Source organism: bacterium, assembly GCA_014360495.1.
Lineage (GTDB): Bacteria > Armatimonadota > JACIXR01 > JACIXR01 > JACIXR01 > JACIXR01.
In genome coordinates this window covers 1-20,907 of sequence record JACIXR010000016.1, presented here as the reverse complement: position 1 = coordinate 20,907, position 20,907 = coordinate 1, and the positions used below count along the sequence as shown (strand labels likewise).

The 20,907-nt window shown below is 46.6% G+C and carries 18 protein-coding genes and 2 tRNA genes; 1 reads left to right on the top strand and 19 read right to left on the bottom strand.

The features are described 5' to 3' along the window. Positions 1 to 51 precede the first annotated feature (51 nt). The 12 genes from H5T88_10545 to H5T88_10490 all read right to left on the bottom strand — a co-directional run bounded on the left by H5T88_10545 (position 52) and on the right by H5T88_10490 (position 13,566). The gene (locus H5T88_10545; GenBank protein MBC7330772.1) at positions 52 to 1,098 is read right to left on the bottom strand and encodes a type IV pilus twitching motility protein PilT; all 1,047 of its coding nucleotides are present in this window, start codon (positions 1,096 to 1,098) and stop codon (positions 52 to 54) included. A 39-nt stretch (positions 1,099 to 1,137) separates the two neighbouring features. Then, positions 1,138 to 2,223 (bottom strand): type IV pilus twitching motility protein PilT, encoded by a 1,086-nt coding sequence (locus H5T88_10540; protein MBC7330771.1) that lies wholly within the window; start codon positions 2,221 to 2,223, stop codon positions 1,138 to 1,140. 18 nt (positions 2,224 to 2,241) lie between these two features. Then, the gene (locus H5T88_10535) at positions 2,242 to 3,312 is read right to left on the bottom strand and encodes a type IV pilus twitching motility protein PilT (GenBank protein MBC7330770.1); all 1,071 of its coding nucleotides are present in this window, start codon (positions 3,310 to 3,312) and stop codon (positions 2,242 to 2,244) included. Next, positions 3,309 to 3,890 carry a hypothetical protein gene (locus H5T88_10530; GenBank protein MBC7330769.1) on the bottom strand — a complete coding sequence of 194 codons (582 nt, stop codon included), beginning with the start codon at positions 3,888 to 3,890 and terminating at the stop codon, positions 3,309 to 3,311. Before H5T88_10530 ends, H5T88_10535 begins: the two co-directional genes overlap by 4 nt. Further along, positions 3,887 to 4,390, bottom strand: a complete 504-nt coding sequence (locus H5T88_10525; GenBank protein ID MBC7330768.1) for an NTPase — start codon at positions 4,388 to 4,390, stop codon at positions 3,887 to 3,889. Before H5T88_10525 ends, H5T88_10530 begins: the two co-directional genes overlap by 4 nt. Before the next feature lie 27 nt (positions 4,391 to 4,417). Continuing rightward, positions 4,418 to 4,492, bottom strand: a tRNA-Ala gene (locus tag H5T88_10520). A gap of 45 nt (positions 4,493 to 4,537) precedes the next feature. Then, the gene (locus tag H5T88_10515; GenBank protein MBC7330767.1) at positions 4,538 to 6,052 is read right to left on the bottom strand and encodes an AAA family ATPase; all 1,515 of its coding nucleotides are present in this window, start codon (positions 6,050 to 6,052) and stop codon (positions 4,538 to 4,540) included. Beyond that, positions 6,042 to 7,433, bottom strand: coding sequence for a SurA N-terminal domain-containing protein (locus H5T88_10510; GenBank protein MBC7330766.1), 1,392 nt, complete (start codon positions 7,431 to 7,433; stop codon positions 6,042 to 6,044). Before H5T88_10510 ends, H5T88_10515 begins: the two co-directional genes overlap by 11 nt. Positions 7,434 to 7,444: 11 nt before the next feature. Continuing rightward, the gene (locus H5T88_10505) at positions 7,445 to 8,215 is read right to left on the bottom strand and encodes a sugar phosphate isomerase/epimerase (GenBank protein MBC7330765.1); all 771 of its coding nucleotides are present in this window, start codon (positions 8,213 to 8,215) and stop codon (positions 7,445 to 7,447) included. Between the two features lie 260 nt (positions 8,216 to 8,475). Continuing rightward, positions 8,476 to 9,897, bottom strand: coding sequence for a cellulase family glycosylhydrolase (locus tag H5T88_10500; GenBank protein ID MBC7330764.1), 1,422 nt, complete (start codon positions 9,895 to 9,897; stop codon positions 8,476 to 8,478). An 83-nt stretch (positions 9,898 to 9,980) separates the two neighbouring features. Then, the gene (locus H5T88_10495; GenBank protein ID MBC7330763.1) at positions 9,981 to 11,195 is read right to left on the bottom strand and encodes a glycosyltransferase family 39 protein; all 1,215 of its coding nucleotides are present in this window, start codon (positions 11,193 to 11,195) and stop codon (positions 9,981 to 9,983) included. Next, a complete protein-coding gene (locus H5T88_10490; protein ID MBC7330762.1) occupies positions 11,152 to 13,566 on the bottom strand; it encodes a hypothetical protein in 2,415 nt (804 codons plus the stop codon). The genes H5T88_10495 and H5T88_10490 overlap by 44 nt, the downstream gene beginning before the upstream one ends. A 167-nt stretch (positions 13,567 to 13,733) precedes the next feature. On the opposite strand from H5T88_10490, the gene H5T88_10485 reads away from it, so the two are divergent. After that, a complete protein-coding gene (locus tag H5T88_10485) occupies positions 13,734 to 18,449 on the top strand; it encodes a hypothetical protein (GenBank protein ID MBC7330761.1) in 4,716 nt (1,571 codons plus the stop codon). Positions 18,450 to 18,507: 58 nt separating this feature from the next. On the opposite strand, the gene rplA is transcribed toward H5T88_10485, so the two are convergent. The 7 genes from rplA to tuf all read right to left on the bottom strand — a co-directional run. Continuing rightward, complete coding sequence (gene rplA / locus H5T88_10480; GenBank protein MBC7330760.1) at positions 18,508 to 19,224, bottom strand: 50S ribosomal protein L1; 717 nt, start codon at positions 19,222 to 19,224, stop codon at positions 18,508 to 18,510. A 15-nt stretch (positions 19,225 to 19,239) separates the two neighbouring features. Further along, a complete protein-coding gene (rplK, locus tag H5T88_10475) occupies positions 19,240 to 19,665 on the bottom strand; it encodes a 50S ribosomal protein L11 (protein MBC7330759.1) in 426 nt (141 codons plus the stop codon). Between the two features lie 14 nt (positions 19,666 to 19,679). After that, positions 19,680 to 20,198, bottom strand: coding sequence for a transcription termination/antitermination factor NusG (gene nusG / locus H5T88_10470; protein ID MBC7330758.1), 519 nt, complete (start codon positions 20,196 to 20,198; stop codon positions 19,680 to 19,682). 10 nt (positions 20,199 to 20,208) lie between these two features. Continuing rightward, positions 20,209 to 20,415 (bottom strand): preprotein translocase subunit SecE, encoded by a 207-nt coding sequence (gene secE, locus H5T88_10465; protein ID MBC7330757.1) that lies wholly within the window; start codon positions 20,413 to 20,415, stop codon positions 20,209 to 20,211. A 45-nt stretch (positions 20,416 to 20,460) separates the two neighbouring features. Next, positions 20,461 to 20,537: transfer RNA gene (locus tag H5T88_10460), tRNA-Trp, on the bottom strand. A 9-nt stretch (positions 20,538 to 20,546) separates the two neighbouring features. Next, positions 20,547 to 20,699 (bottom strand): 50S ribosomal protein L33, encoded by a 153-nt coding sequence (gene rpmG, locus H5T88_10455; GenBank protein MBC7330756.1) that lies wholly within the window; start codon positions 20,697 to 20,699, stop codon positions 20,547 to 20,549. A 1-nt stretch (position 20,700) separates the two neighbouring features. After that, on the bottom strand, positions 20,701 to 20,907 hold a 207-nt coding region (gene tuf / locus H5T88_10450), incomplete at its 5' end, for an elongation factor Tu (GenBank protein ID MBC7330755.1).

The window sequence follows — 20,907 nt, the reverse complement described above, 5'->3', positions numbered from 1 at the left end:
GGGGTTGCCCAAAAGGGCAACCCCGCCCTACCTTCTATCCTCTAATTAATCCTACTTTATCATCGCCTCAAATTCCTTCGGCTCCTTTACCTTGCTCATCGCCTCCTCCTTCGTTATTACCCCCCTCTTCACTAACTGCGCCAAATGCTGGTCCAATGTCATCATCCCCTGCTTCATCCCCGTCTGCAAGAGAGAACCTATTTGATAATTCTTCTGGTCCCTTATCAATCCCCTTACCCCAGGCGTCCCTACAAGTATCTCAAAAGCCGCTACCCTTCCCCTCCCATCCGCCCGCTTGACCAGCGTCTGGCAAATTATCCCTATTAGATTTGAGGCAAGCTGAGTTCTTATCTGCGGCTGCTGTGAAGGTGGAAATATGTCAATCACCCTGTCCACGGTCTGGACGGCGTCCGGCGTGTGAAGGGTGGAAAAGACGAGATGCCCCGTCTCCGCTGCAATCAGGGAAAGAGCTATCGTCTCAAGGTCTCTCATCTCGCCGACCATTATGACATCGGGGTCTTGGCGTAGAACATACTTTAGAGCATTGGCAAAAGATAAGGTATCTGTTCCAACCTCTCTCTGCGATATAAGACCCTTCTTATCCTGATGGAGGAACTCTACTGGGTCCTCTACAGTTACTATATGAAGAGGGAAATTGCTGTTAATATAATCTATCATCGCTGCGAGTGTGGTGGATTTCCCTGAGCCTGCAGGTCCAGTTACGATAACGATTCCCCTGGGACGCTCGCAGAAGCTCTTCACCACCTCGGGTATACCTATCTCCTCCATCGTCATAATGCGATAAGGAATGAGACGAAACGCAGCGCCTACATTTCCTCTCTGTATGAATAGATTAACACGAAAGCGAGCTATCCCAGGCGCCTCATAAGCAAGGTCTAGCTCCCATTCATCTTCAAACCTCCTCCTCTGTTCATCGGTTAGGATGGAGTAGGCGAGCTCCCTCACCTCCTCAGCGGAAAGAGGAGCTCTATCGTCCGTGTAGAGGTCCCCGTAGATGCGGAAAATGGGAGGGGTTTCCGCCTTCAATATCAGGTCCGAGGCATCTCGCTCCTTCACTTCCTGAAGGAGCTCATGCATCCTATCTATTGGCTTCATCTTTTTCTCACCTCCCAATTTTTATGCTCTTATAGGGCGGATTGCTTTCGCCCTCTGCTCAAATTCAGCAGGATTCTGCGCCTTAGCCAAGGCTGCTTCATAGGTTACTAGACCAGCCTTATAAAGCTCTAAAAGATGCATATCCATTGAGAACATTCCATATTCAGTTCCCGTTTGGAGGAGGGAATAGATTTGGTGAGTCTTTCCTTCCCTGATCAGGGCACGGATGGAAGGAATAGCAATCAAGACCTCTACAGCTGCTATCCTTCCCGGCTTATCAGCCCTCGGCAGGAGGCTCTGGGAGATAACGGCAACGAGGGTCATTGATAGCTGGGTTCTTATCTGCTCCTGCTGCTCAGGTGGGAAAACATCTATCACCCTGTCCACTGTCTGGGGAGTATCAATTGTGTGAAGGGTTGAGAGAACGAGGTGTCCGGTCTCGGCAGCCCTTATAGCCAAGCTTATCGTTTCAAGGTCTCTCATCTCACCAACGAGGATGACATCGGGATTCTGGCGGAGGATATGGCGCAGGGCATGGGCATAGGATTTTGTATCTTGTCCAACCTCTCTCTGCTCAAATATGCTCAGTCTATCCTGAAAGAGGAATTCTATTGGCTCCTCAATAGTTATTATGTGGGCACGCTTATTAAGGTTTATATGTTGGAGCATTGCTGCGAGAGTGGTAGACTTTCCTGAACCAGTAGGTCCAGTTACAAGCACCAACCCTCTGGGTCGCATAGCGATTTGCTTGAGAACTTGGGGGAGGAGGAGCTCGTCTATCGTCTTTATGTGGAAGGGAATCATTCGCATTGCAGCTGCTATATGCCCCATCTGCCGATAGACATTCACTCTGAACCTAGCCAAGCCGGGAATGTGATAGGCAAGGTCCAGCTCCCATTGGCTTTCAAATCTCTTCCTCTGCTCAGGGGAAAGGATGGAATAAATGAGGTCTTGTGCATCTTCAGGTCCAAGAGGAGGGAGATTGGTTTCCATAAGGTCGCCATAAACGCGAATTACGGGTGGACGCCCCACCTTCAGATGTAAGTCGGAAGCGTCTCGTTCAACTGTCATTCTTAATAAATCGTCCAAAGAATAGGGATAAGCCATAAATTACAACCTCCTTTTCTATCCTTTTCGCAAAATCTGCCGCATCTCCGAGAGAACTCCCGCATTTGCGAGAGCCTCCTCTTCACTAATATATCCGTCCTTGTAAAGCTTGTAAAGAGCTTGATTCATAGTCTGCATCCCCCAAAATCCTCCCTCCCTTATGAGGTCATATATGTGCCCGAACCTTCCCTCCTCAATATACTTTGAAACAGTAGGAGTGCAAACGAGAACCTCAACCGCGGGTACTAATCTCGTTTTATCCACAGTAGGTATCAGCTTCTGGGAAAGAATCGCTCGCAATGAGCCTGCGAGACGCATGGATATCTGGGGCTTATCAGGGGGAGGAAACATATTCACTATCCTGTCAAGGGTCTCAACCGCTGAGGCAGTGTGAACGGTTGAGAAAACGAGATGCCCCGTCTCAGCAGCGGTAAGTGCAACATTGAAGCTCTCCACATCTCTCATTTCCCCGATGAGAATCACATCTGGATTCTGGCGAACAATACGCCTCAGAGCTTCTTGGAAGGATGCGGTGTCTATCCCTACCTCCCTCTGACTCACTACAGCCTTCTTATCCTCATAAATATATTCAATCGGTTCTTCAATTGTTACGATAGTGCAGGGCTTGTTCTCGTTTATGTAGTTAATCATGGCGGCAAGAGTAGTGGACTTACCACAACCAGTTGGACCAGTGACCAAGACAAGACCTTGGCGAGTCATCGCTATGTCTTTCAGAACAGGAGGAAGCATTAACTCATCAAAGGATGGCACGCGAAGCGAAATAACACGAATCACCATCCCGATGCTTCCCCTTTGGAAATAACCATTCACTCTAAACCTCGCCACTCCTTCCCAAGTGAATGCCATATCTATCTCATGTGTGCGATTCAGTTCTTCCCATTGCTCGTCGTTCATTATCTCCCTCGCCAGCTGAGCTGTATCCTCGGATGTTAGGGGAGGAACATTCTCAAGGAATTGGACTGTGCCCGTCACACGCATAGCGGGAGGACTTCCCGCCTTGATGTATATATCGGATGCCTTCTTCTCCACGCCTATCCGCAGGATATCAAAAGCCTTCAAGCTTATCATTGCTTTCTCCTCCTTCCCAGAAAGAGAAAAACTCCTATCAAAAAGCTCAAAGAGATAAGGAAATAAATGGGCAAGCGCCATTTCTCCCATCCCGAGGAAAGGGAAATGGGAGAAGATGCCTTCCTTTTATGTATAACCTCGTAATTGAAACTTTTCACTCCTAAACTTTTAATGATAACATCTTTGTTTTCAAACTGCAAGGGGAGAGAATTCTCTATTTCCCTAAGGGGGAAAAGAACGATATGAAGGGAATTCAGATCGGAAAAGGCGTTAATGAATAGCTGGATATACTGCTTATCCTCTTTCCACTCCTTTCCACCTTTAAGGAAGATATGAGCACTGGTGATGTTTTCCTCATCCTTTATCGTTATATTCTCCAAATTCCGTCCTCCCAGCCTCGCGAGGTTATCCGCATAATCCCTCACTTTATTATGAGGAACAAGAGAAGAAAAGGCTATGCCTATATCCTCGCCACCTGGAAGGATTGAGGCGATGATGACGATATCGGGAGCCTCTTCTCTGGGGAAAATGGGAAAACAAAAAAGAACAAAGAGGAGGAAAAAAGATATAGCCCTCATAGCTTACTAAGAAGGAACAGGATTTTCTCTAGAACTTCCTCTCTATTGTTTGGCGTTAACCAGAAGACGATCGTATCTTCCCTCTGCCTGATAGATTTCAGGAAGTGGTCATCTCCTCTGTGAAGGGTAGCTAAGAGAGGCTTTGAGCAATCAAGAGCCCGGATAACAGCTTGTCGGAATAAAGGGGAGAAAAGTTCCATCTTGCCTATCTCGTCTATCACAATCAATTCTTTATAGGCAATCGCCTCTTCTATGGATTGAACGGCTATTTTCTCAAGGTCGTCCAAGTTTATGTAATATTTCCCAAAGCGGTGGGTAGTGGGGATATTTTTGTGGGCGAGGATTCCCGCCTTTCCATCAAGGGTTTTGAGGGAAAAACCTACCCTCTCTTTTCCTTCCCTTATCTCTTCGCTTATAAAACCTCCAGCGGAGAGAGATAGTCGGGAGAGAATAGCCTTTAGGAGGGAGGTTTTCCCCACGCCAGGCATTCCAGATATCATAAAGTTTTTTCTTTCCATAATTTTAAATGGTGGAGCTGGTGGGACTCGAACCCACGACCTTTTCCATGCCAAGGAAACGCTCTCCCCCTGAGCTACAGCCCCACCATTGAATAATTATAGAGAGAAGAATTTAAAAGTCAATAAAAATTATTCCTCTTTCCAGATGCGGACCCTTCTATAGGGTTCAACTCCACTGCTTTCCGAACGAAGCCCATAGGCCTGAGCAAGTTGATGTTGAAGATGACGAATATAAGAATTCTGGGGAGATAACTCAACCGGCTCGCCCGTCGCCAAAACATGCGCTATCGCCTGCTCCGTTTCCCTCAAAGCCCTCTCCTCCGCCTCCATTTCCTCCTCTTGGAAAATCTGCTTGAGCTTGCTCGCTATCTGGGAGTAAGTGTTTGATTTGACCGTATACACAGGAATCCCCAGCTTCTCCCCATTTCCCAACCTCCCCTTCCTTTGGTGCGCCGCAAGGGTGAGGATAACATCCGCTTCCTTGATATTCTTCGTTATGAGGGCGGGAAGGTGGAAATCCCTCAAAGCCTTCTCCAATTTATTTCTACTCACCCCATAGGGGAAGATGCGCTTCGGTCTTGTAGGGGTGGATGGGGGTGGCGCTGTCTCCTCCGCAGTTTGTAAGACCTCTATCTTCCCCTCGGGGTTTCGCATTCTTATCTCCGGGCGTGGCGGTATTCCCTTCAACATATCGTCAACCGTCTTCGCCACATCATGATGAATGGCAAGCTTGTTCATGTCCATTATCTCTATCACTACATCAAATGTAGGGGGAGCCTTGCGCTCCATTATCGTCTTCTGCGTCCCTCTCCTCTTTGATTCTTCATCGCTGAGCGTTACAACTTGAACTCCTCCCACAAGGTCAGAGAGCGTTGGATTGAGAAGGAGATTTTCCAATGTGTTCCCGTGAGCAGTTGCGATAAGCTGAACCCCCCTCTCGGCAATTGTGCGAGCCGCATATGCCTCCTGCTCAGTTCCTATCTCATCAATCACTATCACCTCGGGCATATGATTCTCCACCGCCTCAATCATAACCGCATGCTGGAGCTCGGGAGAGGGAACTTGCATCCTTCTTGCTCTCCCTATCGCTGGATGGGGGATATCACCATCCCCCGCTATCTCGTTTGAAGTATCAACCACAACGACCCTCTTATGAAATTCATCTGCAAGAACCCTCGCTACTTCCCTCAGCTTGGTCGTTTTACCCACACCCGGGCGCCCTAGCAAAAGGATGTTCTTCCCAGTCTCTATTACATCCCTTATTATATCAATAGTTCCATAAACAGCTCTACCTACTCGCAGGGTCAGCCCGATTATCTTTCCATCCCTGTTCCTTATCGCGGAAATCCTGTGAAGCGTGCCATTTATCCCTGCTCTGTTATCCTTACCAAACGCACCTATCCTTGAAACAACCCATTCAATGTCCTCGTAGGAAACCTTCCCTCTTTCCGTCCAAATAACAGTGCTATCAGGGAAACGAGCCTCCACTTCCCTCCCATAATCCAAGATTACCTCTAAAAGGTCCTCAAGATTTGAAAACCCCTTGAGCCACTCTTTGATATCCGGCGGGAGGACAGCGAGGAGCTCCTCCATATTATCAGTGACGGTTTCCTCTTTGAGAATACTAAACTTCTTAGGGACCATTTCCACCTCCGTAGAAGATTTTTTGTGATAGGGAAAGACGATTTATCGCCTCTTCCTCCTTTTTCGCTTCATTTTGGAGACCATATTGAGTGAACTTTTCCTTTAATGAGCTGTGGAGAACGATATCCGGACCAGCGTATTGCGCTGCTTTCTTGAAATTCTCTAGAGCCTCCTTCTTCTTCCCTTTCTTCTCCAAAAGAAGACCCCAACGATAATATGCTGAGCCGAAGTAAGAGGATAAAGCAACCCTCTCATAAAGCCTCAAAGCCTCCTCCTCTTTTCCCGTCTCCTCATATATCCTCGCTAACAAAAACAGAAGATTGGGCTCGTCTGGATAAATCTTCAACGCTTTCTGAATGTTTTGCTGAGCTAATTTCAGGTCGCCACGCTGAAAAGCCTCTGCAACCTTTATGAAAGGGTCATATATTTGGATATCCAATTCCCTTTGTAATTTGCTCTTATATTCGGATAAAGCAGTCTGCTTCTTCATCTCCTCGTAATCCTTCAGCAATTTCTCTTTGTTCTTCTCGTAATCCTTGGGGAGCTTTATCCTCTCGTCCTCAAGCTTCAAAAGGTAAAAACTTCCACCTACATTCGCTATCGTTAAATCTCCCTTCTTTAACCCTTTAAGTTTCTCCCGCAAATCAAATGGCAGCATCTCAAGGGGCAGCCATCCCATATCATCCTTCTTGTCCTTTTCTCCGTGGGATGAATAATACTGCTTGGCTAAAGCGGAAAAATCTTGCCCTTTAGCCTTCTCCATAAGCTCCTTAGCCTCTGCTTCACTTGAAACCTTTATCCCCCGCAAATGCACTTCTTTATAGGAAGCCTTCAAATCCTCCTCCGTTACCCTAACCCTTGATGCGAGCTTCTCCTGTAGTTTTTTGAGCATCAACTCCCGCCTCACCGCCTCCTTCTGGCTCTCTAACGCCCTCCTTAATGACTCCCTTAACCCCTTTTCATCCTTTATCTCTTTTTTCTCCTTCCTCTCCCTTTCAATTTCTTCATTAATCCTATCCTCAATATATTTTTTTATCTCCTTTTCCGAAACTTTTATTTTCTCCCTCCTCAGAGCTTCATTTAAAACCATCTCATCTATGATGTTGTTTAAGACTTGAAGGCGAAGAAACATCTGCCCTTCAGGTCCGCTCGCGAATGGATATTTATCCCTCTCTCGCTCCAAGATGCTCTCAAAGGTCTGGCGGTCTATTTTCACCTTCCCTATCTTAGCAATATAGCCTACAGATTCCTCTCCACCTAAAGGACCTGGACCTCTAAAGGAGAAATAAGCAGGTATAGAGAGGAAAAAAAGACCCGCTAATATCCAGCTGGCTACCTTTATCCTTTTCTGCACCGTTTTCCTTATCTTGCTTATCGACATAATCTGCCTCCTTATTCTATTAGCGAGGATATCCTTTGGAGGGAAATACGAGAAGCCTCCTTCGCTGGGGAGATATGCGTCTCCAAAGAGACAACCCCACTGAAACCATCATCCTTTATAGCCTTGAACTGCGCGGGAAAATCTATCTCCCCTTCCCCAATCAGCGCCCACTCCGGTTCTCCTGTTTCCTTGTTGAGCCTAGCGTCCTTGATATGGATATGAACGATGTATTCCTTTAACTCCTCATATCCATCAGGATAGGGAACCTCCCCAGCAAAGAAAGCATTTCCCGGGTCCCAAATCACCTTTAAATAGGGAGAATTAACCATAGATAATAGAAGCCTTGTTTCCTTTCCCGAGCCAGCGAAACAGGAATGCTCGTTTTCCAAAGCGAGAATCAACCCCTCTTTATGAGCTTCCTCAGCTGCCCTTCGCAGGTAAGGAGCTATCCTGCTGAATATCTCTTCATTGGGCTCGCAAACTCGCCAAAATGAGAAAGTCCTCACTATTGGCGCATTGAAGAAGTGAGCAAGGTAAAGAGAACGTTTAAGGATGTCCCACTGCTCATCTAAAGAGCGTTCCTTAGCGAGGTGGAGGTCTCCCTTCGGCTCCTCATCTTGAAACAGATGACACTTGAAAAGAGGAGAAGCAATGCAGGAAACCTTCATACCTGCTTCTTGAAGCATCTTTCTTGCTTTTTCTAGCTCTTCGTCGTCCATATCAAGGATATTGCGTCCCCAAAGGGAACGGAGTTCGGCGTATTGCACGCCGAACTCTTGCATAACCTCAATCGCTTCCTTCAAGTCCTGAGAAATCTCATCAGTAAAGCAACCGAGTTTTAGCGTTTAAACATCACCTTCTCTTTCATTTTCTATTAATTATGGACTAAATTGACAAATTCGTCAAACATTACATTTGAGCCAAAATGTTGATATAAAATGTAAGGGAGGGATTATTGAAAAGACGAGGATGGGATTATTTGAGGATGGGATCATTTAAGGATATGGCGAGCCCTCCTTCGGAGGGCTCGCCATTCCTCCACCTATCTACGCAATATCCTAAGCGCAATATCCTCCTTGAAAATCGGAGAGATAAATGTTCTATATCCACCAGTGTGACGGAAATTTCCCCTCTTCTCCACATTCCCCGTCTTTGTGTTCAACCACTCATATCTATAAGTACCCTCTGGTAGCTCTATCGTTATCTCCACCTCCCTCTCCTTCCCCTCCTTTCCCGCCTGCGGTGGCTCGTGAATGTAAATCGCATACTGCTTCCCCTTCTCCACCAAAGCCCTCGCCTTAACACCCTCACTCACTCCCTTTATAACTTCGTTCCCAGGAGCCATCTTAATGAAATCAAAGCTGTGAATGAAATCCTTGAGGATTTTCAACTGTTTCCTCAATGTGGGACTTCCTCCACCAGGAGATTGATAGTCAAGCAAATCTCCCCTCGGGTGATGGGTGGAAAAGGAATAATCCAAGTGACTGTAAAGAGCACCTCCAGCGATTATGAAATCCCAGCCCTCGGTGCGATATAAAACATCGTCCTTCCCTCTAAACCCCGTCTCGTTCTCCCCAATCACCTTGTTCAGGTGATAGTTAATGGCTACCGCGTCAGGAGGATAGGCGTAATGAAAATTGAATATGGAAACAGCAGGATGGGGATTCTCTATCTTCGCTGAACCATTAGCTATGTTCATTGATATGAGATGCTTTTTGGGGAAATTCTTCTCCGTCTCCACTATCACATCCACAATATGCCGCTGCCACTCCATGGTTACCCCTCCAAAATAAGGCTCGTTGCATATCTCATAGTAGATGTTATCCGCATCCTTTAGCTCTTCAACGATTTTCCTCGTCACCGCTTCCTGAAGAGCCGTTAAATCCTTATGCTTAAGGGTGTAAACTTCTTCCCTATGGCAATTCCCTATCCCGTTTATGTTGTTCTTCGCATTCATAGGGTTTATTTCCCAAAGGTCATCGCCATAAAATGGACAGAAAAGGTTTACCTCCACGATGATTCCTCTCTTGCTCGCCTGGTTAACGAAATCCTTTAAACGCTTGAAATAAGCGGGATTCCATTTTGATAAATCAAACTTATTCCCTCCATCAACCGCCCCCGGAACATCGCTACGCGGCCAGGGGCAGATGTAATTCTCAGCGGTTGGAGCAAGAGTGTTATCAGTGATGCCGAAAGAAGAAGGGATTTCCCTATAGACGCCCGAGAATAGGCGGGTGTGATTCAATCCATTTGCTTTCAGCTCGTCAAGGTAGGCGATATAGTCAAAAGCGAGGTTGAGAACAGCCCCATAATGCTCACCAGAACCAACGATAACGGTGGGCTTTCCTCTGAAGAGGAAATAGTGGGGGTTATCCGGATGAAGAGAGAGCACATCCCCTGGATGAGCGATTGCAAAGGTCAGGGAGGCAAACACAAGAAACGCTAAAAAGGTGTTTTCGTTCATTTCAATCTCCCTCCTTAACCAGTTGTAAAGTATAGATTACTTTATTTTAAAAGATTTAAGAGGAATAGTAAAGAGAATATTTACTAAAGGAGTGAAAGCGAGAGGAAGGCAAGAGGCAGAAGATATAAATAGAAGATATAGGGCAGAAAACGATTAATCTTTTCCAATCCACCATTGAAGAGAAGCGAGAAAGCACATATGGCGGGATATAAATACCTCCCCTGCGCCTCAAAAAAATACAAATTGAATCTGATAAATGAAAGGAAAAGAAGGAAGAAAGAGAACACCAGCAAATAAATCTTTGCCGCTTTGTCTTTCTCCTCTTTTTTAATCCATTTAATATCACCCCAAATCGCAAGCAAAAGACAAATAGCGGGGATGATGTAATAACCAGTGGGAAGAAAGCGGAACTTCAAAAGAGGAGTCCAAAAGCTGCCGAAGCAGGTAACAAATACTAATAGCCAATATCCTCCCCAGCTGTATCCTCTCTCAAGGAAATAAGATGGATGGGGGCTGGATGCGAAAGCCTCCTGAAAAACCCGCCATCCGAGAAAATCACCGTATAAAATCATGTTCCGCACAAACCACCAACTATCAATTAAAACAATGGGGAGGAAAAATAATAACAGCTTATTGATTTCCTTCCTCCAATCCCCTTTATTCTTTAGAGAAAGAAGGAAAGCAAGGAAAACCGCGGGGATTAGGATGATCACGCTCAGCTTCGCCATTATCGCTCCCGCAGTCGCCAATCCCCCCAAAAGCCAATCCCTCTCTTTCTCCCCCAAAAGGAAGAATATAGCAAGCGAGAAGAGCGCCTGCACTAAGCTGTCGTTAGTGAATCCAGAGGCAATTAGGATATTGCCGGGAAGAAGCAGAACGAAAGCACCGCTGGCAATAGCGAGAAACTCTCTTTTGAATAATCTTCTGCCCGCAAGATAACAAATATAACCGCTAAGGGCTATCAATATGGCTGAGAATATCCTCCCCCAAACCCGCCAGTTCTCACCACAAAGATAGGCTATGGGGAGGGAAAGGATATAGAATAGGGGTGGTTGGTGGGATTCGTAATGTCCTCCATGGGGAATATTGAGTTTAGGTAGATGACCGCTTTTGAGGATATCCTCAACATAGAGAAAATGAGCCTCCTCATCCACTCCCTTCCCAACCGGTATATTTGATGAATAAAGCGCCACCAAAGAGAAATACAAGACGAACAAAACGACGAGAAAGAGAAGTCCCCACCTCTTATCCTTTTTATCCTTTGATAACTTCATAGACTCCTTGCTTTTCCGCTTCAAAGCTGAACCTCCCGTCCTTTAAATCACATTTGACTTTTTCCCTCTTCCCATCCTCCCAAATTCGATAAACCTCCACTTTATCCCACCCATCCGGCAACTCCCATTCCACCTTTCCTCCCTTGTCGCTGTAAGCCAACCAAATTCCCTCGTACCGAGGCAAGAATACATCTCCTCCCCTCCTTACATACCTTCCCCTGCAGAAAACCTCGTCCTTTTCGCTCCACCAGCCCGATGGATATATCAATTTCCCATCTCTATAATCTTCTATTTCCTCGTCTATAAAGAGAAGGGAAGGCAATGTCTCAAGAAATACCAATCTTATGTATTCCCGCCAATTATCCTTCGTCACATCCATTGATACCACCCCTCCCCTATATCCCCTCTGCCCATAAATCGCCTTGCTGCGGACGCAGGCGGGGACATATGGGATTATTTCCTCGTTCAAGAAGAAATCCTTCGTTATCCAAGGGGCGTCATCTGAGGAGGTCAAATGCCAGAAATAGGTGAGAAAACCCAGGAAGGGTTGAGTGAGAAGCTCCGATGTCACATCCACTCCCCTCTCCCTGAACATCTCCACGATTTTCTTTTTGAACTCCACGCTCTCCAGCCCAGTGCATGTATGCCCTGAATAGCTATATCTCAGTGGAACGGCGGAGAGAACATCAATATGATATGATTCTTTAATAGGATATAAAGCAAATGTCTCCTCCACTCTCCTCCTTGCGTACCCGCCCTCAACATATCTCTTTGGATTGATTATATAGGATTGACCGCCAGCCCAAACACCTCCCTTTACCAGCTCCCCATTTGGCGTTCTGCAGATGAAATCTTCATTCCAAGCAGGGCTATCCATATAGGCATCGTCGTAGTTATCGTGGAAGGAAACTACGGCGTTATAATTTCTTGCCTCCTCAATTAACTTCAGCAAACCCTCCCTTCCTCCCAGCCTCTCGTTAACCTTATCTATCGCGGGATATCCTGTATCGTGCCCTCTATATTGCCAGCCCACTAGATAAACTATCTGCTTCATCCCCCTCGTTAAATGGTAAATTCTCTTTATTATCTCCTTAGCCTCATCAAATGTCGTTATAGGTAGCTCCGCCTGGGGGATATCGCAGAAGATTTTATAAATCAACGAATTCTTATAAATCGGCAAAATCTTCCCCTTTATTTTCTTCCTCACGAGCTTGGCCGCGGAAATCCAATCCCCTTTTCCGAAATGAATAATCGCTTGGGATGAATTCTGAAGGAAAAGGGGTGGATTTGTAGTAGAGTGGCAATTGAAAATGATGCATAAAGAAGCTTTTCCTTCCTCTACTTCCCCGATGACCCTGTCCTCAACAGACTTCAGTTCCAGAAGAGCGAAGGATTTCTCGCCATAGAGAGTGGAGTAAGTGAGAGGGGAACGCCAGCCATCAAGGCCGATTATCTCCCTATGAGGGAAGGATTTCTCGCTATCAACTAACCTTCCTTCCATCAGGGGCAAAGTTAATTTCCCCTTTTCCAATCCCAAAATCGGAAGCCTAATGGCGGAAAGACAATAACCATTCACCTTAACATCACCCCAACCAATCGTTAAACAATCGTTTTGCGATTCAAACCAAATTGCAAGACTCATTATCTCCTTCCCTTCTTCCCTCACCCTTATATCATAAACAATCCTTTCTCCCGCTTTTCTACCAGCCGCTTCTATTATATAGTGACTTGAAGGAGCATAAACCGCTCTCCCATCGGAAGAAATCATCTCAATTTGAAAATCCTCGCTTCTACCACCAACGAACTTCTCCCCCGTTTCCTTATAAACGATTGTTTTTATCATTGGATAATTCTCTTCCGCTATTAATTTCAATTTCCGGGTTTCTAAAGTAACCAATCTCTGCTTAACGGGAATCCCCTCCAAAGTCAATGAAGGCTTAAACACCTTGCTTACAACCTCCCTTTCGCTCTTCTCTCCCACCTTGAAAGAAAACACCTCATATCTCAATCCTTCCCTCTCTATCTCTTTGTTGTCCATCTCTATCCTTCCCTTGGGAGAATAGAAGCCTATATATAGGACATAATCTCCTTTGGGCGCATCTTTGGGTATCTCAAGGCAGGAATTTTCCCTTATTATCTCGCCCCTTCTCCAGCGGGATGTGGGGTGGAAGGGAGCGAAGTCACCGCCAAATCCTTCATCCGTTCCCTTAATGCGGGCGTGGACAAAGATGAGATAATTTTCCTCCTCCCCACTCCCTACATTTTGAAATTCATAAGCGAAGAAAAGCTTCCCGCCAGGCTGGACCTCCTTCCCGCTCGCCGAGAAGGAAATTAAGCGAGGCAGAAAACTGGCAAGGGAAAAGGCGGAAATGAAAAGGAGAAAGATTTGCTTCATAGGAAAATTATACATCCAATATTTGAGGGAAAACAACAATTTGTAGAGCTTCAGAACATAGAGTAGCGATGCAATTTTGCCTCATCTTTTCCCACTATAAAATGCCTTAACATTTTTCTCCTTTTGTCTTAAAATTAAAATCAAAACTTACGGGAGGGATTCATGATATGGTCTTTGTTCCTTTGTTTCTTTTGCTCTTCTCCTTCGCCGCCCTTCCCCAAACTCTTTCAAATAACCTAACTTCCGTCTCACCTATACTTTATAACGGAAGGGCAATCGGCTTCCATCTTTCAAGCTCGGGAAAGGATATTGCCGACATCTTCTTCGGCTCTTTGAAAAATATCTACGCCAATAAAGTGGAAATCAAAGAAAACTCCCTCGTGTTCTCCGATATCCGCTCTACTTCCACACCAACATTCAGCAAAACTTCCTTCATCTCTCTCAAACTCTATCCCAACGACCCCTACCCTGAAATCTCTTTCCGCCTTGAGCTCTCCGATTTCTCCCCTCAAAAATGGGAATCCGAAATCGGCAAGGTTCCTTTCCATTTCCTTATTTGCCCAATTTTAGGGGCGGAGGTCTTCCATCAAAGGGGATGGCTAATCCCCACGCCCATTTCCGACCCCTATCCTCTTCTAAACGCGGAGGGTCCAGGCAAGCATATAGCTAGCAACTGGTCAAACAATTGGACTTATGCCCCTCCTCTGGGCGCCTATCCGGTTCCCGTTGTCGGACTTTGGAAGCCAAGCGAGAATAAATATGTCGGCTATGAGTTTCAAGGAACAAGGCTCACGGATAACAGTGAGAAGGACATCGCCACTGCCTACTGCTGGAAATTTAAAGAAGCCGAGCAATTCTTCACCCTCGTTTATCCCTACGCTGAAAATGTCTACCGAGACCTCCGCTATCCCAAGAAGGGAGATATCATCCAAACCCATTTCCGCATCATCTTCTCTCTCAACCTCCCATCCGATGACGACCCCAACTTCTTCGTCCATCATTACATCTGGGAAAGATATAGGGACCTATTGCCGTCCGCTCCCCTCAACAACGATTTCGGCTGGCTTCCCCAGCAATTCCGCCTCTTCAATTTCCCCGTTCCTTCGTTCGGCGGTCTCTACAGTGTCATTGGAGAGGGAAATCCCTTCCAAAAGCCCGGCAATATAGATGCCTGGGGCGTTGATTGCCACACTTTGAATCCCGTCATTGATTACATCTATGAGCAAAATAACGAGAAGGCAATAAGCAAGCTTAGAGAGGACCTAAATTTCCTCATGCAGAACGCGGAGAAGATGAGAATTAATGGCGAGGATTGCGTTTTTTGGAAAAAGCCCATAAAGGGAGATTGGCACGAGAGATATGGCAAGGGAGTTCCCACTATTCATCAGCCGCAGGGCTGGCAGGTTGCCTTAGCCTTCCTTGAAGCCTATCGCCACGAGCATAATCCCGCATACCTCCCCTATATTGACGGCGCCCTCCGTTTCACCAAATACATCCTCTACACCCGCAACTGCTACGATGACGTTCCCGCCTCCCAATTCTGTTGGCACGCCGCTCCCGCTACCACATTTCTGCTAGCCTATTATTATACTTTCCGCAACGACCCCGGAAGAGCTTCCCTTGCCCAAGAAGCTTATAAGCTCACCTTGGCTATGCTCTACAAGAATCTCCCAATCTTCATAAGCGATAACGATAAATCCGACGATATTGACGCTTCCTTCTTTATGGAACCGAACTCGGGATATCCCTGGCTGGGAGAAGCCTGCGCCAACGAGGTCTGGTCAGTGGCTTACGCCTTGGCTTTGACCTATGTGGCAACGGGCGACCCGATTATAGGGCATTATTTGAGGGGAATGGTTGAGAGATGGCCTCAGCTTTTCCGAGACGAATATTATCCCTCAATAAGGGAATACGATGGTGCCTTCGCGGAGATGTACGGGCTATACGATGGCTGCCTCGTGGGAGGAAAGGGAAAGAGAAGCACCTTCGGCTTCCTCTCCACAGGACTAACCTACCTTGCCTATCCCATTGGCAATGCAGAGGTGAGGGTTGTCTGCGGGGAGAAAGGCGCCCTCGCCTTCAACAAAAGCTCGCCGGATACTAACATAGCAGATTATCGCTACAAGGAATCCAACTTCTCCTTCCGAATAGTCTCAACCCGCTCTTCCCCCTTTGACTTAGTTGTAACCTTCCCCTATTTTGACATCAGGAACAAGCCGGTCTTCCTCATAAGAGAGGGCAAGCAAACCCAACTTAAAGCCGGTGGGGATTATCTCACATATCCCCAGCGTCCAGATTCAATCTATATAAAGAATGTGCAAAATGGAGATATCGTCTCCATTGGACAATACGACCCATCCGCACCTATAATTGACTGCTCAATAGCCAAGCCAAGAACTCCTGAACCTCCCAAGGTTGAGGGCTTCCAAATCCTCAATCTCGCTCCCCATTGCAACTTCTCCCTGCCCCAAAATTGGGATGACCCATCCAGTTTCGCAGGTCTCATTCCGGGTGAACGCATACTCTACGGCATCCCCTTCTTCCTTGTTGACCCTACATTGAATCAAGGGAAGAATGCGGTGAGAAACTCTTCCATCCCGGTCAATCAATCCGCCACCTATGTCTTCCTCCTGATAACAAATGTGAATGAGAGAAGCTCCCTAAGCTTAGTTCTCCAAAATGGAGAAAGTAAAATTAAGCTCGCTAATCGCATCCCCGTCATATACGGTTGGCCACCTCTATTTGAATGGAAGATAGAACTCATCTGGCAGAAGGTTGGTGGTGATATAAGGGAGATAAGAGGGGAAAATCTTGATATATTGGCTGTGAGCTTGACGAACCTACACGATAAATCCCTATCATCCATTTTCTCCCTATTGAAGGAAGCGGAGAAGAAAGCGGAAGAGAAGAGAAAGAAAGAGGAGAGATTGGCGAACCTTAAGCTCGCGGAGAACCTCGCTCCACTCAAAGGACATATAGCCATACTTCCCCAACCAAATCTCTCCAGCAATATAATAACCCTATTGAGAAAAGCAAAAGCAATGGAATACATAGATACACCATCCCCTCAACAAATCGTTGACCCTTCTTATCTAAATGCCCAGAAAATCTGGGCTCTATTATATCTGGGGGGCGAAGGATATTATCAGAATATAGGTGGTGCGGAAAACGGCGACAAAGCCATTCTGAATTACTTGAAGAATGGCGGATTCATAATCTTCCTTCCCAACGGTCCTTATCCCTTCTATTATAACGAAAACAATAGACCAGTTGTTTCCGCAAGCAAGTTCGGTCTTTATATCGGCAACAGCTGGGAGAGCCCTCCCAATGTCAACCTCACTTTCCAACTTAACAAAAATCAAAAAATCATAACTTCCCTACCGGTTAAATTCCCCTGGCTTAAAGATGTTGACCAGCGCTGGCGAGGAGCTGTTAAGCCCCCTGTGGAAGGTGTCAAATACATCCCCATCCTCACCCTTAAGGATTCACGGGGAAGGTCTTATGGCGAAGCCATCGCCTACATTGAATATATGCAAGGTGAGCTTAGGGGAGCGCGTTTGCTTTATGTCTGGTGTTCCCTTCTCCAAAAGGATGAGTATCTCTTCCCAATTCTCAAGGATGTTATTGCCTTCATATCCAAGCAGCCAGCTCCTCCATCCAAATATACAATCTTCAGAGCCCCTACTCCACCCCATATAGATGGAGACCTTAGCGACACCACTTGGCTCTATGCGGAGACAATCAATGATTTTCGTCAATTCAATCTCTCAAAGCCAACCTATTCAACCCAAGCGAAGATGCTTTGGGATGATGAGAATCTCTACATCGCCTTCAGATGTCAGGATGAGGATATTTGGGCTACGATGAAGGGAAGAGATGAACCATTGTGGGAAGAGGAGGTAGTAGAGGTATATGTAGACCCAAGCGGAACGGGAAGGAATTATAAGGAATTCGAGGTCAATCCCTTGGGCGTTCTTATTGACCTAAACATAGTTGAGCCTAAAAATGGAAATCCCGGCGATTGGAGGGAGCTTCGCAAATGGAATGCTGAGGATGCGAAAATCGGTATAAAGATAGACGGAACAGTTGATAATAGAGAGGATAAGGACAAGGAATGGACGGTTGAGATTGCTATCCCCCTCAAAAACTTCCTTCCATATAAACCGACGATTGGCTCTGAATGGAGGATTCAGCTGTTCAGGATAGATAGGTCAAACACGCTCAAAAAACCCGAATTCTCCTCCTGGTCGCCAACAGATACATTCCACAACCCAGAGAGATTTGGAAAGGTCGTCTTTATGGGTTCTTTAAGCGAGCCATCGTTCTCCTATGAAGGGAAGCTCTCTCCCGTATGGAGACCCTCAGCTGGCGAATGGATGGTTGAAAATGGGGTTCTGATAGGTAGGAATGGTATTGGTGATGGCTGGATAGGTGATGGCATACATTTCGGGCTGAACGATTGGAGGGATTATTCATTCAGCGTTGAATTCAGGATAATATCAAGGGGTAGCGATTGGAGGGATTGCCCTTGGTTTGCTTTCAGATACAAGGATGCGCAAAACAGCTATTCCTTGAATTTCTCTGATAAGAACATTCAGCTTCACAAGATATCGGAGGGGATATCCACGGGAGATGAAAACCCCCTTGTATCCATTCCCTGGGCAGTGGACGGGAGCTGGCATTCTCTAAGACTGAGCGTTCGCGGCTCCACCATTATAGTGAACTTGGATGGAGAAGAGATAATCAACATAAGAGACGAGAACCTAAATGCAACCCCAACGATTCCGAATGGCGAGATAGTTTTAGTTCCAAGGCGCTGGTCAGGAAGCAAGGGCGACACGGTTGTGGCATACAGGAATTTCAAGGTAGAAGTTGAGAAGTGAAATTACAAAAGAATGGGGCGTCAGCGGAGCCGACGCCCCATTCTTTCTTCTCTTACTTTTATGCTGCCTCTATCAGCTCTCTTGCCTTCTGAAGGTCTACCTTAACCCCTGGCCCCATCGTTGAGGACAGCGTTATGTTCCTAATATATTGCCCCTTGAATGTCGCCGGTCTCGCCTTCATCAATGCAGATAACAATGTGGCAAAATTCTGCAATATCTGCTCCGTCGGCTGAGACACCTTCCCTATCGGCATATGGATTATCCCGCTCCTATCAACCCTGAATTCGTACTGTCTCGCCTCTTTGAAGTTCCTAACCGCCCTCTCTATGTCTTGCGCCACCGTCCCAGCCTTGGGATTCGGCATCCTCGGACCAAGTATTCGTCCCAACCTAGATACCGTCCCCATCATATCAGGCGTAGCCAAGATCAAATCCATATCTTTCCAACCTTTCCACCCATCCCTTATCCTGTTTACAAGCTCCTCATCCCCAACCAAATCCGCTCCCGCCGCCTTAGCCTTCTCAATATTTTCGCCCTTAGCGAAAACCATTACCTTGGGTGGCGAGCCAGCGGGATAGGGATAAACAACCGTTCCCCTCACCATCTGGTCGCTGTGGCGGGGGTCAACTCCCAAATTAATCGCCGCCTCTACCGTCTCGTCAAACTTCGCCGTCGCAAGCTTCTTCACTAACTCTATCGCCTCAATAGGCGAATACTTCGCGTTCCTATCCAATAGGGCAAGGCTTTCAAGATATCTTTTGCTCCTCTTGGGCATCTCACATACCTCCTTTTAATCAACTACTTGTATTCCCATACTACGGGCTGTTCCCTCAATTATCCTCATAGCGGCTTCAATATCGCTTGCATTCAAATCCTTCATCTTTATCTCCGCTATCCTGCGAATATCAGCCCTCGTGACGGTGCCTACCACTTCACGGCTAGGAGTCCCGGAGCCTTTTTCAATGCGGGCAGCCTCTTTTAAGAGAGCAGCTGCAGGAGGGGTCTTAAGGGTTATCGTGAAGGAGCGGTCAGCGTATATTGTGACCTCAACGGGTATGATTTGACCAACCATATTCGCGGTTGCCTCATTATACCTCTTCACGAACTCCATTATGTTCACATTATATTGACCAAGAGAAGGTCCCACTGGGGGAGCAGGTGTAGCTTTGCCGGCAGGCAACTGCAATTTCACTATAGCAACCACTTTCTTCGCCATCTCTTAACTCCTCCTTAGTATTTCTCTATCTGGGAGAAATCCAGTTCAACGGGCGTCTCCCTTCCGAATATATTCAAAAGAACTCTTACTTTCCCTTTCTCTGCATTCACTTCCTCAACTCTGCCCGTCATCTCAAAGAATGGACCCGATGTAACCCTCACCATCTCCCCTTTGCCAATGGATAGGCGAGGCTTCTCCCTTGATATGCTCTCCTTTATCTTCTCCACTTCCTCTTCGGAAAGAATCAGGGGTTCGGAACCAGCGGAAACAAATCCCCTCACCCCAGGAGTTGAACGAATGATGTTCCAAGTCTCATTATCCATAACCATATTCACAAGAATATAGCCGGGGAATACCTTCCTTTTAACAATTTGCTTCCTACCTTTAACGGGACGTAACTCCTTCTCTATAGGAACCAATACCTCAACTATCTTATCCTGCAGCCCAAGAGCTTCTACCCTATTCTCCAAAGCCGCCTTTACCTTTTCCTCCTTACCGGTAGCAGTTCTTATGACATACCATTGCCTTTCCAACATCTTCAATTCACCAACCCAATAATTTCTTCGTTATGAACGCAACGAACTGGTCGACTATGGTTATAAACGCCCCTAAAAAAGCAATCATAAAGAGCACTACCGCCGTGTATTTGGTAATCTCCTCCCTGGAGGGCCATATAACCTTCTTCATCTCCGCCTTTACCTCTCTGAAGAAGGTGGAGATTTTTCTGATAAACCCCAGCTTCTTTTTCACCTGCTTAACGCTCGCCAAAATCACTCACCTCATATATTGAGAAAATGGCAGGCCCGGCCGGAGTTGAACCGACAACCCCGGGATTTGGAGTCCCGTGCTCTGCCAAATTGAGCTACGGGCCTGCTTCATATTCATCTCGTCTCCCTATGCTTGGTGTGCTTTCCACACCACTTACAGAACTTCTTCAGCTCCAGGCGCTCCTGATGGCGCGCCCTGCTCTTTGTGGTGACATAATTCCTTCTTCTACACTCTGTGCAGGCGAGAACGATTATCTGGCGGGGCATATTAGTCAAACACCTGCGTCACAACGCCAGCGCCTATCGTCTTTCCACCCTCCCTTATAGCGAAACGCAGCCCAGGCTCCAACGCCACCGGCTTCTGCAACACTACCCTCATATTCACATTGTCACCAGGCATCACCATCTCCACCCCCTCAGGGAGGGTTATCGTCCCCGTAACATCTGTCGTCCTGAAGTAAAACTGGGGCTTGTA

Coding starts and splice junctions, on each gene's coding strand:
- H5T88_10530 (MBC7330769.1), bottom strand. CDS start 3,890: ATGAGGGCTATATCTTTTTTCCTCCTCTTTGTTCTTTTTTGTTTTCCC.
- H5T88_10505 (MBC7330765.1), bottom strand. CDS start 8,215: ATGCAAGAGTTCGGCGTGCAATACGCCGAACTCCGTTCCCTTTGGGGA.
- H5T88_10485 (MBC7330761.1), top strand. CDS start 13,734: ATGGTCTTTGTTCCTTTGTTTCTTTTGCTCTTCTCCTTCGCCGCCCTT.
- rplA (MBC7330760.1), bottom strand. CDS start 19,224: ATGCCCAAGAGGAGCAAAAGATATCTTGAAAGCCTTGCCCTATTGGAT.
- H5T88_10540 (MBC7330771.1), bottom strand. CDS start 2,223: ATGGCTTATCCCTATTCTTTGGACGATTTATTAAGAATGACAGTTGAA.
- H5T88_10500 (MBC7330764.1), bottom strand. CDS start 9,897: ATGAACGAAAACACCTTTTTAGCGTTTCTTGTGTTTGCCTCCCTGACC.
- H5T88_10545 (MBC7330772.1), bottom strand. CDS start 1,098: ATGCATGAGCTCCTTCAGGAAGTGAAGGAGCGAGATGCCTCGGACCTG.
- rpmG (MBC7330756.1), bottom strand. CDS start 20,699: ATGCCCCGCCAGATAATCGTTCTCGCCTGCACAGAGTGTAGAAGAAGG.
- H5T88_10515 (MBC7330767.1), bottom strand. CDS start 6,052: ATGGTCCCTAAGAAGTTTAGTATTCTCAAAGAGGAAACCGTCACTGAT.
- H5T88_10490 (MBC7330762.1), bottom strand. CDS start 13,566: ATGAAGCAAATCTTTCTCCTTTTCATTTCCGCCTTTTCCCTTGCCAGT.
- H5T88_10535 (MBC7330770.1), bottom strand. CDS start 3,312: ATGATAAGCTTGAAGGCTTTTGATATCCTGCGGATAGGCGTGGAGAAG.
- H5T88_10525 (MBC7330768.1), bottom strand. CDS start 4,390: ATGATATCTGGAATGCCTGGCGTGGGGAAAACCTCCCTCCTAAAGGCT.
- rplK (MBC7330759.1), bottom strand. CDS start 19,665: ATGGCGAAGAAAGTGGTTGCTATAGTGAAATTGCAGTTGCCTGCCGGC.
- H5T88_10510 (MBC7330766.1), bottom strand. CDS start 7,433: ATGTCGATAAGCAAGATAAGGAAAACGGTGCAGAAAAGGATAAAGGTA.